Origin of the sequence: Cupriavidus oxalaticus, assembly GCF_016894385.1 — a bacterium.
GTDB lineage: Bacteria > Pseudomonadota > Gammaproteobacteria > Burkholderiales > Burkholderiaceae > Cupriavidus > Cupriavidus oxalaticus.
Genome location: NZ_CP069812.1, coordinates 340,762 through 354,379 on the forward strand (window position 1 = coordinate 340,762; position 13,618 = coordinate 354,379).

Here is a 13,618-nt window from a genome sequence, read left to right on the forward strand (position 1 = left end):
TCTAATGTACGATCCGCGTGCCCAGCACCGCAAGGAACTGCGCCAGCCATGCCGGGTGCGCGGGCCAGGCCGGCGCGGTGACCAGCTTGCCGTCGGTATGCGCCTGGTCGACCGGGATATCGACATAGGTGCCGCCGGCCAGCCTTACTTCCGGTGCGCATGCCGGGTAGGCCGAGCAGCCCTTGCCCTCCAGCACGCCGGCGGCGGCCAGCAGCTGGGCGCCGTGGCAGACCGCGGCGATCGGCTTGTCGGCCTGGGCGAAGTGGCGCACGATCTCCAGCACGCGGGCGTTCAGGCGCAGGTATTCGGGCGCGCGGCCGCCGGGAATCACCAGCGCGTCGTACCCGGCCGGGTCGATCTCGGCGAAGCTGGCGTTAAGCGTGAAGTTGTGGCCGCGCTTTTCGGTGTAGGTCTGGTCGCCCTCGAAGTCGTGGATCGCCGTGGCGCAGGCGGCGCCTGCCTGCTTGTCGGGACAGACGGCGTGGACGGTATGGCCGACCATCTGCAGTGCCTGGAACGGCACCATGGTCTCGTAGTCTTCGGCGTAGTCGCCGACCAGCATCAGTATCTTCTTCGCCATCGCGGTCTCCTGTATGGTTACGGGTGTCCGGCCGACAGCCGGCACGGCCATTGTGCTGGCCGGCCCGGCGGCGCGGGTGGTAACCCGTTACCGCGGCCGGCGCGGGCATGTATCCCCGGCGCGCGAGGCGCGCTTTCTGTTTTTTTCAGACCCTATGGCAGATTCCATCATCCAGTCCCCCGACCTCGGCGACGTCACCGGCTATCTGCGCGACCGCATCCGGACCGTGCCGGACTGGCCCATGCCGGGCGTGATGTTCCGCGACATCACGCCGCTCCTGCAGGACCCCAAGACGCTGCGCGTGCTGATCGACGTCTTCGTGCACCGCTACATGGACGCCGGGTTGGACCTCGTCGCCGGCATCGACGCGCGCGGCTTTATCCTGGGTGCGATCGTCGCGTACGAACTGAACCTGGGCTTCGTGCCGATCCGCAAGAAGGGCAAGCTGCCGTTCCAGACGGTGGCCGAGGAATACGAGCTGGAGTACGGCAGCGCGACCGTCGAGATCCACGCCGATGCCTGCAAGGCCGGCGACCGCGTGCTGCTGGTCGACGACCTGATCGCCACCGGCGGCACCATGATGGCGGGGCGCAAGCTGCTGGAGCGGCTGGGCGCCACGGTCGTGGAGGGTGCCGCCATCGTCGACCTGCCGGAGCTGGGCGGCTCGAGGCTGCTGCAGGACGGCGGGCTGCCGCTGTTCACGGTGTGCCGCTTCGACGGACACTGATCCACGCTTACCGACAGAACGACTCGGAGACCCACTCGGAGACCCACTCGGAGATCGACACGGAGACCATATGCCAGACCTGCTGCTGTTTCTGCTGACCTCGGTCGCGATCACCGTCGCGCCCGGCCCCGACAACCTGCAGGTGCTCGCGCGTGGCATGGCGCAGGGGCGGCGCGCGGGGCTGGTGGCGGCGCTGGGTTTCTCGGTCGGCTGCCTGTTCCATACCGTGATCGCGGCGGTCGGGCTGGCGGCGGTGCTGCGCTCGTCGCCGCTGGCGTTCCAGCTGATCAAGTATGCCGGTGCCGCCTACCTGATCTGGATCGGCATCCAGGCGCTGCGCGCCAGGGGCGGACTGGCGCAGGGCGGCGACCTCGACGCCGTGCCGCTGGGCCGCGTGTTCCGCCAGAGCGTGCTCGGCAACATCATGAACCCCAAGGTGACGCTGTTCTTCCTGGTGTTCCTGCCGCAGTTCGTGCGCGCCGACGCCGCGCATCCCGGGCTGCAGTTCCTGCTGCTGGGCGTGGTCTTCATGCTGCAGACCGCGGTGGTGTTCTCCCTGTTCGGCCTGTGCGCGGGCTGGCTGGGGGCATGGCTGCGGCGCCGTCCGGCCACGGGGCGCTGGCTCGACCGCGCAGCGGGGGCGATCTTCGTCGGGCTGGGGATCAAGGTCGCGCTGCCCTGAGCGCGGCCGCGGCCGCGCCGCGGCATGTGTTGCCGGTTGCCCGCACCCCTCGCCCGGTGCCGTTGCCGCTGCCCCATGACGGGCGCATAATGCCTCATTGACAACTACACGATGACCGGGCAGGGCCGCCTCCGGCAGTAATCCGGCACCGGTCACACGAGGCGCACAATGGGCGTACTTCTTCATCTGCTCTCGGGTGTTGCCCTGCTTGTATGGGGCACCAACATCGTCAAGGTCGGCATCCTGCGCGTCTACGGCGCCAACCTGCGCCACGTGCTGTCGACCAGCGTCTCCAACCGCTTCACCGCCTTCCTCGCCGGGCTCGGGGTCACCGGGCTGGTCCAGAGCAGCAACGCCACCGCGGTCATCGTCAGTTCCTTCGTCGGCCAGGGCCTGATCGCCGTGGCGCCGGCGCTGGCGATCATGCTGGGCGCCAACGTCGGCACCGCGCTGATGGTGCAGGTGTTCTCGCTGGACCTGTCGTGGCTGTCGCCGCTGCTGATCTTCGTCGGCGTGATCGGCCACCTGACCTGGAAGGGCAGCAAGCCGGGCCACGTCGGGCGCGTGCTGATCGGCCTGGGCCTGATCATCCTGGCGCTCGAACTGATCTCGACCGCCACGCGGCCGGTGGTGCAGGCCGCCGGCGTCAAGGTGCTGTTCGCCTCGCTGACCGGCGACTCGGGACTGGACATGCTGGTGGGCGCGTTGCTGACCATCCTGTGCTATTCCAGCCTGGCCGTGGTGCTGTTCTGCGGCGCGCTGGCCTCTGCCGGCGTGGTGTCGATCCACGTGGGGCTGGCGCTGGTGCTGGGGGCCAACCTGGGGTCGGGCATCTCGGCGTTGCTGACCACTTCGGGCAACAACCAGCCGGGCAAGCGCGTGACGCTCGGCAACCTGCTGTCGCGCCTGCTGGGATGCCTGGTGGCGCTGCCGCTGCTGAGCCAGGCCGAAGAGGTGCTGGCGCTGATCGACCATGACCCGCAGCGGCTGATCGTCAATTTCCACCTGCTGTTCAACGTCGCGCTGGCGGTGCTGCTGCTGGGCGCCACGGCGCCGCTGGCGCGGCTGTGCGAAAAGGTGCTGCCCGGGCGCAATACCGGCGACAGCCAGGTCACGCCGCGCCATCTCGACCCGGCCGCGCTGACCACGCCCACGCTGGCGCTGGCCAATGCCGCGCGCGAGGTGCTGCGCATCGGGGACCGCGTCGAGCAGATGCTCGACAACATGCTGCGCGTGATGCGGACCAACGATGCCAAGCTGGCCACCGCCACCTGCCGCATCGACAACGAGGTCGACGACCTCTACACCGCGATCAAGCTCTACCTGACCCGCATCAGCCTGGAAGCGCTGGACGAGCGCGACGGCCAGCGCTGGACCGAGATCATCTCGCTGACCATCAACCTGGAGCATGCCGGCGACATCATCGAGCGCATCCTGCTCGATACCAAGGACAAGAAGATTGCGCACAACCTGATGTTCTCCGAAGCGGGCATGGAGGAAATCGCCGAAATGCATGCGCGCCTGGTGGCCAACCTGCGGCTGGGTTTGTCGGTGTTCCTCAACGGCGACCTGAAGAGCGCGCAGGCGCTGATGGCGGAGAAGGCCAACTTCCGCGAACTGGAGCGCAAGTACGCGCATACCCACCTGCAGCGCGTGGCCGAGCAGACGGCGGAAAGCGTCGAGACCAGTTCGCTGCACCTGGATGTGATCAGCGAGCTGAAGCGGCTGAATTCGCTGTTCTGCGCGACGGCCTATCCGGTGCTGGAGCAGGCCGGCGTGCTGAATCGCAGCCGCATGAAGGAAGACGATGTGCCGCCCGTCACGCGGGTACAGGCGGCGCAGCACTGAGCGGCACGGCTACAGCTTGTAGCCAAACTTGCGCAGCAGCGCCTTGCGCTCCGCCACATCCGCCTCGGTCTCGATCCCCAGCGGCGAGGCGCCGTCGATCACGCCCACCACGCCGCGGCCGGCATCGGTCTGCGCGACGATCACCTGCGTCGGGTTCGCCGTCGCGCAGTAGATCCGGCACACCTCCGGCACCGCGCGCACCGCGCCCAGCACGTTGACCGGGAAGAACCCGTCGCCCAGGAAGATCAGGAAGCTGTGCCCCGCACCGATGGCGCGCGCGTTTTCGCAGGCCATGTCGATCAGGGGCTCGTCGGTGCCCGACCAGCGCACCAGCCGCTTGCCCGAGGCCTCGCAGAATGCGAGCCCAAAGCGGATGCCTGGCACCGTGCCCACCAGCGCCTCGTGCAGGTCTTCCACGGTCTTGATGAAATGCGACTGGCCAAAGATGAAGTTGGTGGCTTCCGGCTTGGTGACCGGTACGACCGTCAGTTCCATGGCGGGGCTCCTGTGCGATGCGTGTCGCCGTCCGGTTCATGGTAGGGCGCGAGGTGGCGAAAGCAAGCCAGCGCCTGCTATACCGGAGGGGTTGGCCCACCACCGGAGCAGCCGATGCCTGCCTTTTGCCGCTTGCTTGCCCTCTTTGCCGTGCCGGCGCTTGCCGCGGCGCAGGTCGCTCCGGCATCACAGGGCGAGATCGCGGTGAGCGAGCTGCAGCGCCCGCATGTCGTGGTGGTGCTGCGCCATGCCAGCGCGCCGGGCGTGGGCGACCCGCCCGGGTTCCGGCTGGCCGATTGCGCCACCCAGCGCAACCTCGACGCGCGCGGACGCGAGCAGGCAGCGCGGCTGGGGATTAGCTGGAAGGCGGCCGGCTTCCGGCCGACGCAGGTGTGGAGCAGCGCGTGGTGCCGCTGCCAGGACACGGCGCGGCTGATCGGCCTGGGGCCGGTACAGGTGCAGCCGCTGCTCAATTCGTTCTTCGGTGCGGACGCGCAGCGCCGCGACGCGCAGGTCGCGCAGCTGTCGCGCCTGATCGACGGGCTCGACCCGCACGGCGGGCCCTACCTGATGGTCACGCACCAGGTGGTGATCACCGCGTTGACCGGCCATGGCGCCGACAGCGGTGGCGGGGTGGCGATCGAGTTGCCGCAGGGCGGCACGGCGCGGCGCACGCGCGTGCTGCCGGCCGCCGGACTCGACTGAGCCGCGGCCTGTCGGCTGGCCGGCAGGTCAGCCGCGCTCGAGCAGCGGCGCCAGGTATTTGCCGGTGAAGCTGGCCTTGCTCTTTGCCACGGCCTCCGGCGTGCCGCGCGCGATCACCTGGCCGCCGCCGGCGCCACCCTCCGGACCCATGTCGATCAGCCAGTCGGCGGTCTTGATGACGTCCAGGTTGTGCTCGATGATCACCACGGTATTGCCCTGGTCGCGCAGCTTGTGAATGACCTTGAGCAGCAGCTCGATATCGTGGAAGTGCAGGCCCGTGGTGGGCTCGTCCAGGATATAGAGCGTGCGCCCGGTGTCGCGCTTGGACAGCTCCAGCGACAGCTTGACGCGCTGCGCCTCGCCGCCCGACAGCGTGGTCGCCGACTGCCCCAGCCGGATATAGCCCAGGCCCACGTCCAGCAGCGTCTGCAGCTTGCGCCGCACCACCGGCACCGCGCTGAAGAACTCATGCGCCTGCTCGACGGTCAGGTCCAGCACCTCGGAGATGTTCCTGCCCTTGTACAGCACCTCCAGCGTCTCGCGGTTGTAGCGCTTGCCGTGGCAGACGTCGCAGGGCACATACACGTCCGGCAGGAAGTGCATCTCGACCTTGAGCACGCCGTCGCCCTGGCACGACTCGCAGCGCCCGCCCTTGACGTTGAACGAGAAGCGGCCCGGATCGTAGCCCCGTTCCTTGGCCGCCGGCACGCCGGCGAACAGCTCGCGGATCGGCGTGAACAGGCCGGTGTAGGTGGCCGGGTTGGAACGCGGCGTGCGGCCGATCGGGCTCTGGTCGACGTTGATGACCTTGTCGAAATGCTCCAGCCCTTCGATGCGGTCGTGCTGCGCCGGCTCCGGCGTCGAGCCGTACAGGTGGCGCGCCACCGCGTGGTAGAGCGTGTCGTTGATCAGCGTCGACTTGCCCGAGCCCGATACGCCGGTGATGCAGGTGAGCAGGCCCACCGGCACTTCCGCGGTGACGTTGCGCAGGTTGTTGCCGCTGGCGTTGACGATGCGCAGCAGCCGCTCTTCGTCCGGGGCGGCACGCTGCTTCGGCACCTCGATGCGGCGCTGGCCGGACAGGTACTGCCCCGTCAGCGATGCCGGCGAATCCTCGATCTGCCGCGGCGTGCCCTCGGCCACGATCATGCCGCCGTGCACGCCCGCGCCCGGGCCGATGTCGACCACGTAGTCGCAGGCGCGGATCATGTCCTCGTCATGCTCCACCACCAGCACGGAATTGCCGATATCGCGCAGGTGCTTGAGCGTGCCGATCAGGCGGTCGTTGTCGCGCTGGTGCAGGCCGATCGAAGGCTCGTCCAGCACGTACATCACGCCGGTCAGGCCCGAGCCGATCTGCGACGCCAGCCGGATGCGCTGCGCCTCGCCCCCCGACAGCGTATCGGCGCTGCGTTCCAGCGACAGGTAGTCCAGCCCCACGTTGTTGAGGAAGTTCAGCCGCGCGGTGATCTCCTTGACGATCTTGTCGGCGATCTCGCGCTTGGCGCCGTGCATGTCCAGCGTCAGGAAGTAGGTCAGCGCGTCGCGCAGCGGCCAGCCGTTGATCTCATAGATCGCGCGCGCCTGCTCGTTCTCGCCCAGCTTGACGTGGCGCGCCTCGGTGCGCAGCCGGGTGCCGTGGCAGGCGGGGCAGGGCTGGTTGTTCTGGTACTTGGCCAGTTCCTCGCGCACGGCGACGGAATCGGTCTCGCGGTAGCGGCGCTCCAGGTTGGGGATGATCCCTTCGAACACATGCTCGCGCACCGTGGTGCGGCCGCGCTCGTTGATGTAGGTGAACGGGATCTCCTGCTCGCCCGAGCCGTGCAGCACCACCTGCTGGACGTTCTCCGGCAGCTCCTCGAACGCTGTCTCGGTGTCGAAGTCGTAGTACGCCGCCAGGCTCTGCAGCATCTGGAAGTAGAACTGGTTGCGCCGGTCCCAGCCCTTGATCGCGCCCGAGGCCAGCGACAGGTTGGGGAAGGCCACCACGCGCCTGGGATCGAAGAAGGTGATCTGGCCCAGCCCGTCGCAGCTCGGGCACGCGCCCATCGGGTTGTTGAACGAGAACAGCCGCGGCTCCAGTTCCTGCAGCGAGTACGAGCAGATCGGGCAGGCAAAGCGCGAGCTGAAGGTGTGCTCCTTGCCGCTGTCCATCTCCAGCGCCAGCGCGCGGCCGTCGGCCAGGCGCAGCGCGGTCTCGAACGATTCGGCCAGGCGCTGCTTGATGTCGGCGCGCACCTTTACGCGGTCGACCACCACGTCGATGCTGTGTTTCTCGGTCTTCTTCAGCTTGGGCAGCTGGTCGACTTCATAGACCTTCGCCTCGGCCTCGTGCGCGGTGCCGCCGCCCGAGCGGATGCGGAAGCGCACGAAGCCCTGCGCCTGCATGCTGTCGAACAGGTCCGAGTGCTCGCCCTTGCGGTCGACCACCACCGGCGCCAGGATCATCAGCCTGGTGTCTTCCGGCAGCGCCAGCGCCGCATCCACCATCTGCGACACGCTCTGCGCCTGCAGCGGCAGGTTGTGGTCGGGGCAGTAGGGCGTGCCGGCGCGCGCGTACAGCAGGCGCAGGTAGTCGTGGATCTCGGTGACGGTGCCGACGGTGGAGCGCGGATTGTGGCTGGTGGCCTTCTGCTCGATCGAGATTGCCGGCGACAGGCCTTCGATCAGGTCCACGTCCGGCTTTTCCATCAGCTGCAGGAACTGGCGGGCGTAGGCGGAGAGCGACTCCACGTAGCGGCGCTGGCCCTCGGCATAGAGCGTATCGAAGGCGAGCGAAGACTTGCCCGAGCCCGACAGGCCGGTGATCACGATCAGCCGGTTGCGCGGCAGGTCGAGATTGATGTTCTTCAGGTTGTGGGTACGCGCCCCACGGATCTTGATTTCTTCCATATGCCGAAAAGTCATCGCCAGGCAGGCCGCCCGGGCCGGGCTGGCCGAGGCTGTCTGAAGGAATGGCAAAACCCAGTGTCCAGGTGCGCTGGCTGGCACTTCCTGCCGCTGGCGACGGCGGAATGCGCATCCGGGCACACGCCCGGGGGCCGCCTGGCAAGGCCAGGTGACCCGGGAAGCGCGAAGGAGCAAACCTGTTAATATACCCAACTTCGGTTTCCGGGGTGGTCGACCCGGAACGGGCGCGTGCCGGGAACCCGGCGCGGAGCCGCCGCCGGCCCGATTCCCGGGCACACCCGGAAGGCGGGCGGACATCGGCTAAGGCCATACCGGCCGGCCCCACCCAGCCGACCCGCTTTCCAGAGATCCTCACGATCGCAATGCCGCCGATCCAGTCTTCTTCCCCGGACGCGAGCCCTGCCGGCGCGTCCCAGGCCCCCGCCCGCGAACGCATGACGCGCACCGAATTGCGCGCCAGCGTGTCGCTGGCCAGCATCTTTGCGCTGCGCATGCTGGGGCTGTTCCTGATCCTGCCCGTATTTGCCGAGTACGCCCGCACCCTGCCCGACGGGCATGACGCCCAGCGCGTCGGCCTGGCCATGGGTATCTATGGCCTGATGCAGGCCTTCCTGCATATCCCGCTGGGCTGGCTGTCCGACCGTATCGGGCGCAAGCCGGTGATGGTGGGCGGGCTGCTGCTGTTTATCGCCGGCGGCCTGGTGGCGGCGTTCTCCGATACCCTGACGGGCATCATCGCCGGCCGCGCGCTGCAGGGCATGGGCGCGATCTCCGCGGCCATCACCGCCTGCATCGCCGACCTCACGCGCGAGCGCCATCGCACCAAGGCGATGGCCATGGTCGGCGGCAGCATCGGCCTGACCTTTGCGCTGTCGCTGGTGATCGCCTCGCCGCTGCTGCACAGCATCGGCATGCCGGGCATCTTCAGCCTGATGTCGGTGCTGGGACTGGTGGCCATCGGCGTGACGCTGTTCCTGGTCCCGACGCCGCCCGCGCCGCACCCGGTGCGGCTGCCGTTCCGCAAGGTGCTGCTCAATGCCGACCTGGCGCGGCTGAATGTCGGCGTGCTGGCGCTCCATGCGTCGCAGGTGGCCATGTTCATGGTCGTGCCGGCGATGCTGACCGATGCCGGCATGCCGCTGGACCAGCACTGGAAGGTCTACCTGCCGGTGGTGCTGGTGTCGTTTGTGCTGATGCTGGGCCCGATGATGGCGGCCGAGCGCTACGGCCGCGTGCGCCCGGTGCTGCTCGGCGCGGTGGCGCTGATGACGGCGGTGCAGCTGCTGTTCGCAGCGGTGCATGGCCTGTGGGCCATCGTCGGCGTGCTGCTGCTGTTCTTTGTCGCGTTCAACGTGCTGGAGGCAATGCAGCCCTCGCTGGTGTCGCGTTACGCCGCGGCCGCGCGCGGCGCCGCGCTCGGCGTGTACAACACCACGCAGGCGCTGGGCCTCTTTCTGGGCGGTGCCGTCGGCGGCTGGCTGCTCAAGCACGAGGGCCGCAGCGCGGTGTTCGTCGGCTGTGCGGCCGTGCTGCTGGTCTGGCTTATAATCGCCTGGAGCATGAAGGCGCCCCCGGCCCGCGGGCAGGAAGCCGCACCGGCGCCGGCTGCATGAAGTTGCCTTGGCATCGCATCAATCCGTAACGCTTTCCGGGCCGGAAATGGCCTAGCATGATCGCGCCACCCGACACCGGCCGGGCGGCGCGATGTTCGTTTACGTTGCTGCGCCTTGGCGGCGCCGCAGTGACGGCGCAGTGCCGAACCAGGCAACCGGCCCTACGGTAGCCGCTGGCGCAGTATCGGATCACGCTATCAGCTTTACCCTTATCGTATTGCCACGCTTTTCAACGCAGCGCGTGGCTTTTGGAGAACATTCACATGGCCTCGGTCAACAAAGTCATTCTCGTCGGCAATCTCGGCGCCGACCCCGAAACCCGCTACATGCCCAGCGGCGACGCCGTCACCAACCTCCGCCTGGCAACCACCGATCGCTACAAGGACAAGCAGTCCGGCGAGATGAAGGAAGCCACCGAGTGGCACCGCGTTTCGATGTTCGGCAAGCTGGCCGAAATCGCCGGCCAGTACCTGCGCAAGGGCTCGTCGGTCTATATCGAAGGCCGCATCCGCACCCGCAAGTGGCAGGACCAGTCCGGCCAGGACAAGTACTCGACCGAAATCGTTGCCGACCAGATGCAGATGCTGGGTTCGCGCCAGGGTGGCGGCGGTGGTGGCGGCGATGAAGGCGGCTATGGCGGCGGCGGTGGCGGTGGCGGCTACAGCCGTGAATCGCAGGGCGGCGGCGGCGGTGGTTACGGCGGCGGCCGTGGCGGCCAGGGCGGCCAGGGCGGCGGCCAGAGTGGTGGCGGCGCTCGTCGTCCGCAGCAGGCGCCGTCGAATGGTTTCGAGGATATGGACGACGATATTCCGTTCTAATCTTGCGTAACCAATACCTGTAGAGATGAACCCCGCCGTTGCGCGGGGTTTTTTCTTTGTGTGCCCAGCATGGGCGCGATCTTGGAGGTGCAAGTCCTCCCGTGAGTTGACCATATCAAGGACATGATCGTGCTCAGGCAGGGAGCCAGCCGCAACCTTCGCGTCGATCCAGTCCCACTGCCGCGAACGTATTGCCAGCTACAAAGTCCCTCGCAGCGTCGAATTCGTGGCGGCGTTGCCTTTGTCTAGCGTCGGCAAGGTGCTCAAGCACGAACTTCGCAAGCAACACCGGAAGTAGGAGCTTGCCGGCAGGCGGCCTTGATCAGGGCCGCATCAGCTGATCGCTGCTTCGCGCTGCATTGGCACCACGACTGGGTTCAGGAATGCCGGCGCCAGGCCAGTCAACTGTTCGGCAGCGGCTCGCAAGGCGGGCAGGAAGCGCTTCACTGCTTCCTCCTGCGTGACTTCGCCCGAGGGCAGGTTGACGCTGATGGATGCCACCACGTTGTGGTGCTCATCGCGCACCGGTACTGCCAGACCTGCGATGTGCTGGTCGAATTCTCCATCCACCCATGCATAGCCATCGCGCCGCACGGCAGCAAGCGCTTCAAGCAATGCCGCCTTGTCATGCACGGTGCGGTCCGTGTAGGCCCGCAGGGACGCCTCGTCGAGAAACTGCGAGAGAAACTCCGCGGTCTGGAAGCCCAGTACCGCCCGGCCTGGCGCCGTGGCAAAGGCCGGTACATGGCTGCCAACGCCAAGTCCCAACGAGCGGATCTTGAGCGACGGAATGCGCAGGACGTACACCGCGTCGTGCCCGTCGAACACACACATGCCGCACGACTCAGTGACCTGCGTCCACAGGGTTTCCAGGGCGCGCTGCGCGTGGCCCCAGAAGGGCAGCGAGGTCAGGTAGGTCATGCCGAGGGTAAGGATCTTCGGCGTCAGGCGAAAGCCCCGCGTTTCGGATTCGGCCGCGTAGCCAAGCTCGCAGAGCGTGAGCAGGATTCGACGCACCACGGTTCGCGGCAAGCCGGTGGTTGCCGTGATGCTGGCAACGGTGTGCGTGCCGCTGCGCCCAAGTGCCTGGATAACGGCCAATCCGCGCGCAAAGGAGCGTACGAAGCCATCGTTGTTGTCTGTCTTGGTCATGGTTGTGCGGTCTTGTCCATCGGTCTGATTTCAGGTTGACATTGTAGCAAAATCGGAAGTAGAGTTTTGAAAAACGGACATAAATGACCGCACAGCGGACATGAAGATCCGAAAATCTACTACAGGAGACAACCATGAAGCGGCGTTTTCTTTGCCGGGCGCTAGCCTGCCTTGCTGTTGTGCCCACCGCGGGCCTGGCATTCGCCAACCCGTCGCCAGACGCCTTCCAGGCCAAACGTCCTTTGCGCCTGATCGCGCCCAGTTCGCCCGGCGGCATCCTTGACCTGACCAGCCGCCTGCTCGGCAAGACGCTGTCTGAGCAACTGGGGCAGCCCGTGGTCGTGGAGAACCTGCCGGGCGCGGGTGGCGTGATCGGGATGCAGGCCATGCTGCGCGCGGAACCGGACGGGCACACGCTGGTGATGGGCAGCCTTGGTCCCAACGCCGCCAACTATGCGTTGCACGACAAGTTGCCCTACAAGTTCGAGGACTTTGCGCCGGTGGCCCACGTGCTGACGATGCCGGACGTCGTGGTGGTCAACCCTAAGCTGCCGGTCAAGACCATCGCAGAACTGAAGGCCTATGCCAAAACGCGCCCCAACGGCTTGTCCATGGCAGTGTCGACAAGTGGCTCTTCCGGTCATCTCGCCGGTGACCTGCTGAAGCAGCGCGCCGGCATCAATGCCGTCGACGTGATCTATCGGGGTGCATCGCCGGCGCTGACCGACCTGGTGGCAGGGCAGGTCGATTTCATGGTGGACAACCTCGTCACCGCGCTCCCGCTGGTGCGTAGCGGCAAGCTGCGCGCGCTTGCGGTCACGACCAGCCAGCGTGCGCCGGAGCTTCCGGATACGCCGACCATGGCCGAGTCCGGCTACCGCGACTTCGACGTCTCGGTCTGGCTCGGCCTGTTCGTTTCGTCCAGGACGCCGCCCGCAGTGGTGCAGGCGTTGAACGCAGCCGTCAACAAGGCGCTGGCCGATCCCGCGCTGCGCGAGAAGCTGGCGCAGCAGGGCGGTACCGCGGCAGGCGGCTCGACGCAGCAGTTCGACAGCTTCGTGCGCGCCGAGAAGGCCCGCTGGGGACAGGTCATCAAGGACGGCAACATCAAGCCCGAATAGGCCGGAACAAGCGCGAACCAATCCACTATCTTCTTCCCTCAGGCAACACCATGCAAAACAGCTTCAAGGACAAAGCCATTGTCGTCACGGGAGCCGGCAACGGCATCGGCCGTGCCATTGCCATGCTGCTGGGCGCCCAGGGCGCCCGGGTCGTGGTCAACGACCTGGGCTCCAGCGGCAGCGGCGAGGGCCGGGACGCAGGGCCGGCGCAACAGGTGGTCGACCAGATCCGCAGCGCCGGCGGGACGGCCGTGGCGAACACCGATTCGGTAGCGACTGCCGAAAGCGCCCAGGCCATCATCGATACCGCCATTCGCGAGTTCGGCCGTATCGATGGCGTGATCAACAACGCCGGCATCCTGCGCGACCGCATCTTTCACAAGATGAGCACCGCAGAATGGCAGGCGGTACTGGATGTGCACCTGGGTGGCGCCTATTTTGTCAGCCGTGCTGCGGCGCCTTATTTCAAGGAGCAGCAAAGCGGCACGTTCGTCCACATGACCTCGAGCGCCGGCTTGGTCGGCAATTTCGGCCAGGCCAACTACGCGGCCGCCAAGCTTGGCATCGTGGCGCTGTCGAAGTCGATTGCCCTGGACATGGCACGCTTCAATGTCCGCTCCAACTGCATTGCGCCATTCGCGTGGAGCCGCCTGATCGGCACGCTCCCCAGCGAAACCGAGGCTGAAAAGAAGCGCCTTGAGCGGATGCAGGCGATGAAGCCCGAACAGGTGGCCCCGGTTGCCGTGTTCCTGTCCGGCGCCGCGTCGGCTGACGTCAACGGCCAGGTGCTGGCGGTGCGCGGCAATGAGCTGATCGTGATGAGCCAGCCGCGCCCGGTGGCATCGGTGCACTGCGCCGAAGGCTGGACGCTGGAGACGCTGGCGCAGCACGCCGTGCCGGCGGTGAGGCGCGCCTTCACGCCGCTGGAGCGCTCGCCCGAGGTGTTCTCCTGGGACCCGATCTGAAA

13 protein-coding genes are annotated in these 13,618 nt (G+C 67.2%); 9 read left to right on the forward strand and 4 right to left on the reverse strand.

Annotation, left to right across the window (positions count from 1 at the left end; translation table 11 throughout):
• Window position 1: 1 nt before the first annotated feature.
• Complete coding sequence (locus tag JTE92_RS13940) at window positions 2–580, reverse strand: DJ-1/PfpI family protein (RefSeq protein ID WP_063236689.1); 579 nt, start codon at window positions 578–580, stop codon at window positions 2–4.
• A gap of 154 nt (window positions 581–734) precedes the next feature.
• Between JTE92_RS13940 and JTE92_RS13945 the strand changes: the two genes are divergently transcribed.
• From JTE92_RS13945 to JTE92_RS13955, 3 genes are all read left to right on the forward strand, one after another.
• Complete coding sequence (locus JTE92_RS13945; protein ID WP_063236690.1) at window positions 735–1,307, forward strand: adenine phosphoribosyltransferase; 573 nt, start codon at window positions 735–737, stop codon at window positions 1,305–1,307.
• A 70-nt stretch (window positions 1,308–1,377) separates the two neighbouring features.
• Entirely contained in the window at window positions 1,378–1,989 is a 612-nt protein-coding gene (locus JTE92_RS13950; protein ID WP_063236691.1) for a LysE family translocator, read from the forward strand.
• 168 nt (window positions 1,990–2,157) lie between these two features.
• Window positions 2,158–3,837, forward strand: a complete 1,680-nt coding sequence (locus JTE92_RS13955) for a Na/Pi cotransporter family protein (protein ID WP_063236692.1) — start codon at window positions 2,158–2,160, stop codon at window positions 3,835–3,837.
• A 9-nt stretch (window positions 3,838–3,846) separates the two neighbouring features.
• Here the strand turns inward: JTE92_RS13955 and JTE92_RS13960 are convergent, their stop codons facing one another.
• Window positions 3,847–4,332: an adenosine-specific kinase gene (locus tag JTE92_RS13960; RefSeq protein ID WP_012351676.1), complete on the reverse strand. Its 486-nt coding sequence runs from the start codon at window positions 4,330–4,332 to the stop codon at window positions 3,847–3,849.
• A gap of 114 nt (window positions 4,333–4,446) precedes the next feature.
• On the opposite strand from JTE92_RS13960, the gene JTE92_RS13965 reads away from it, so the two are divergent.
• Window positions 4,447–5,037 (forward strand): histidine phosphatase family protein, encoded by a 591-nt coding sequence (locus JTE92_RS13965; protein WP_063236693.1) that lies wholly within the window; start codon window positions 4,447–4,449, stop codon window positions 5,035–5,037.
• Between the two features lie 27 nt (window positions 5,038–5,064).
• Here JTE92_RS13965 and uvrA read toward each other — a convergent pair whose 3' ends face one another.
• Window positions 5,065–7,929, reverse strand: coding sequence for an excinuclease ABC subunit UvrA (uvrA, locus tag JTE92_RS13970; protein ID WP_063236694.1), 2,865 nt, complete (start codon window positions 7,927–7,929; stop codon window positions 5,065–5,067).
• A gap of 380 nt (window positions 7,930–8,309) precedes the next feature.
• Between uvrA and JTE92_RS13975 the strand changes: the two genes are divergently transcribed.
• From JTE92_RS13975 to JTE92_RS30435, 3 genes are all read left to right on the forward strand, one after another.
• Window positions 8,310–9,560 (forward strand): MFS transporter, encoded by a 1,251-nt coding sequence (locus tag JTE92_RS13975; protein ID WP_063236695.1) that lies wholly within the window; start codon window positions 8,310–8,312, stop codon window positions 9,558–9,560.
• Between the two features lie 263 nt (window positions 9,561–9,823).
• Window positions 9,824–10,378 carry a single-stranded DNA-binding protein gene (locus JTE92_RS13980; RefSeq protein ID WP_063236696.1) on the forward strand — a complete coding sequence of 185 codons (555 nt, stop codon included), beginning with the start codon at window positions 9,824–9,826 and terminating at the stop codon, window positions 10,376–10,378.
• Window positions 10,379–10,568: 190 nt separating this feature from the next.
• A complete protein-coding gene (locus tag JTE92_RS30435) occupies window positions 10,569–10,676 on the forward strand; it encodes a hypothetical protein (protein WP_232353340.1) in 108 nt (35 codons plus the stop codon).
• A gap of 35 nt (window positions 10,677–10,711) precedes the next feature.
• On the opposite strand, the gene JTE92_RS13990 is transcribed toward JTE92_RS30435, so the two are convergent.
• A complete protein-coding gene (locus JTE92_RS13990; RefSeq protein WP_063236697.1) occupies window positions 10,712–11,530 on the reverse strand; it encodes an IclR family transcriptional regulator domain-containing protein in 819 nt (272 codons plus the stop codon).
• 134 nt (window positions 11,531–11,664) lie between these two features.
• Here JTE92_RS13990 and JTE92_RS13995 point away from each other — a divergent pair, with 134 nt between their 5' ends.
• Window positions 11,665–12,651, forward strand: a complete 987-nt coding sequence (locus JTE92_RS13995) for a Bug family tripartite tricarboxylate transporter substrate binding protein (RefSeq protein ID WP_116386745.1) — start codon at window positions 11,665–11,667, stop codon at window positions 12,649–12,651.
• 50 nt (window positions 12,652–12,701) lie between these two features.
• Entirely contained in the window at window positions 12,702–13,616 is a 915-nt protein-coding gene (locus JTE92_RS14000) for an SDR family NAD(P)-dependent oxidoreductase (RefSeq protein ID WP_063236698.1), read from the forward strand.
• The last annotated feature ends 2 nt before the right edge of the window (window positions 13,617–13,618 follow it).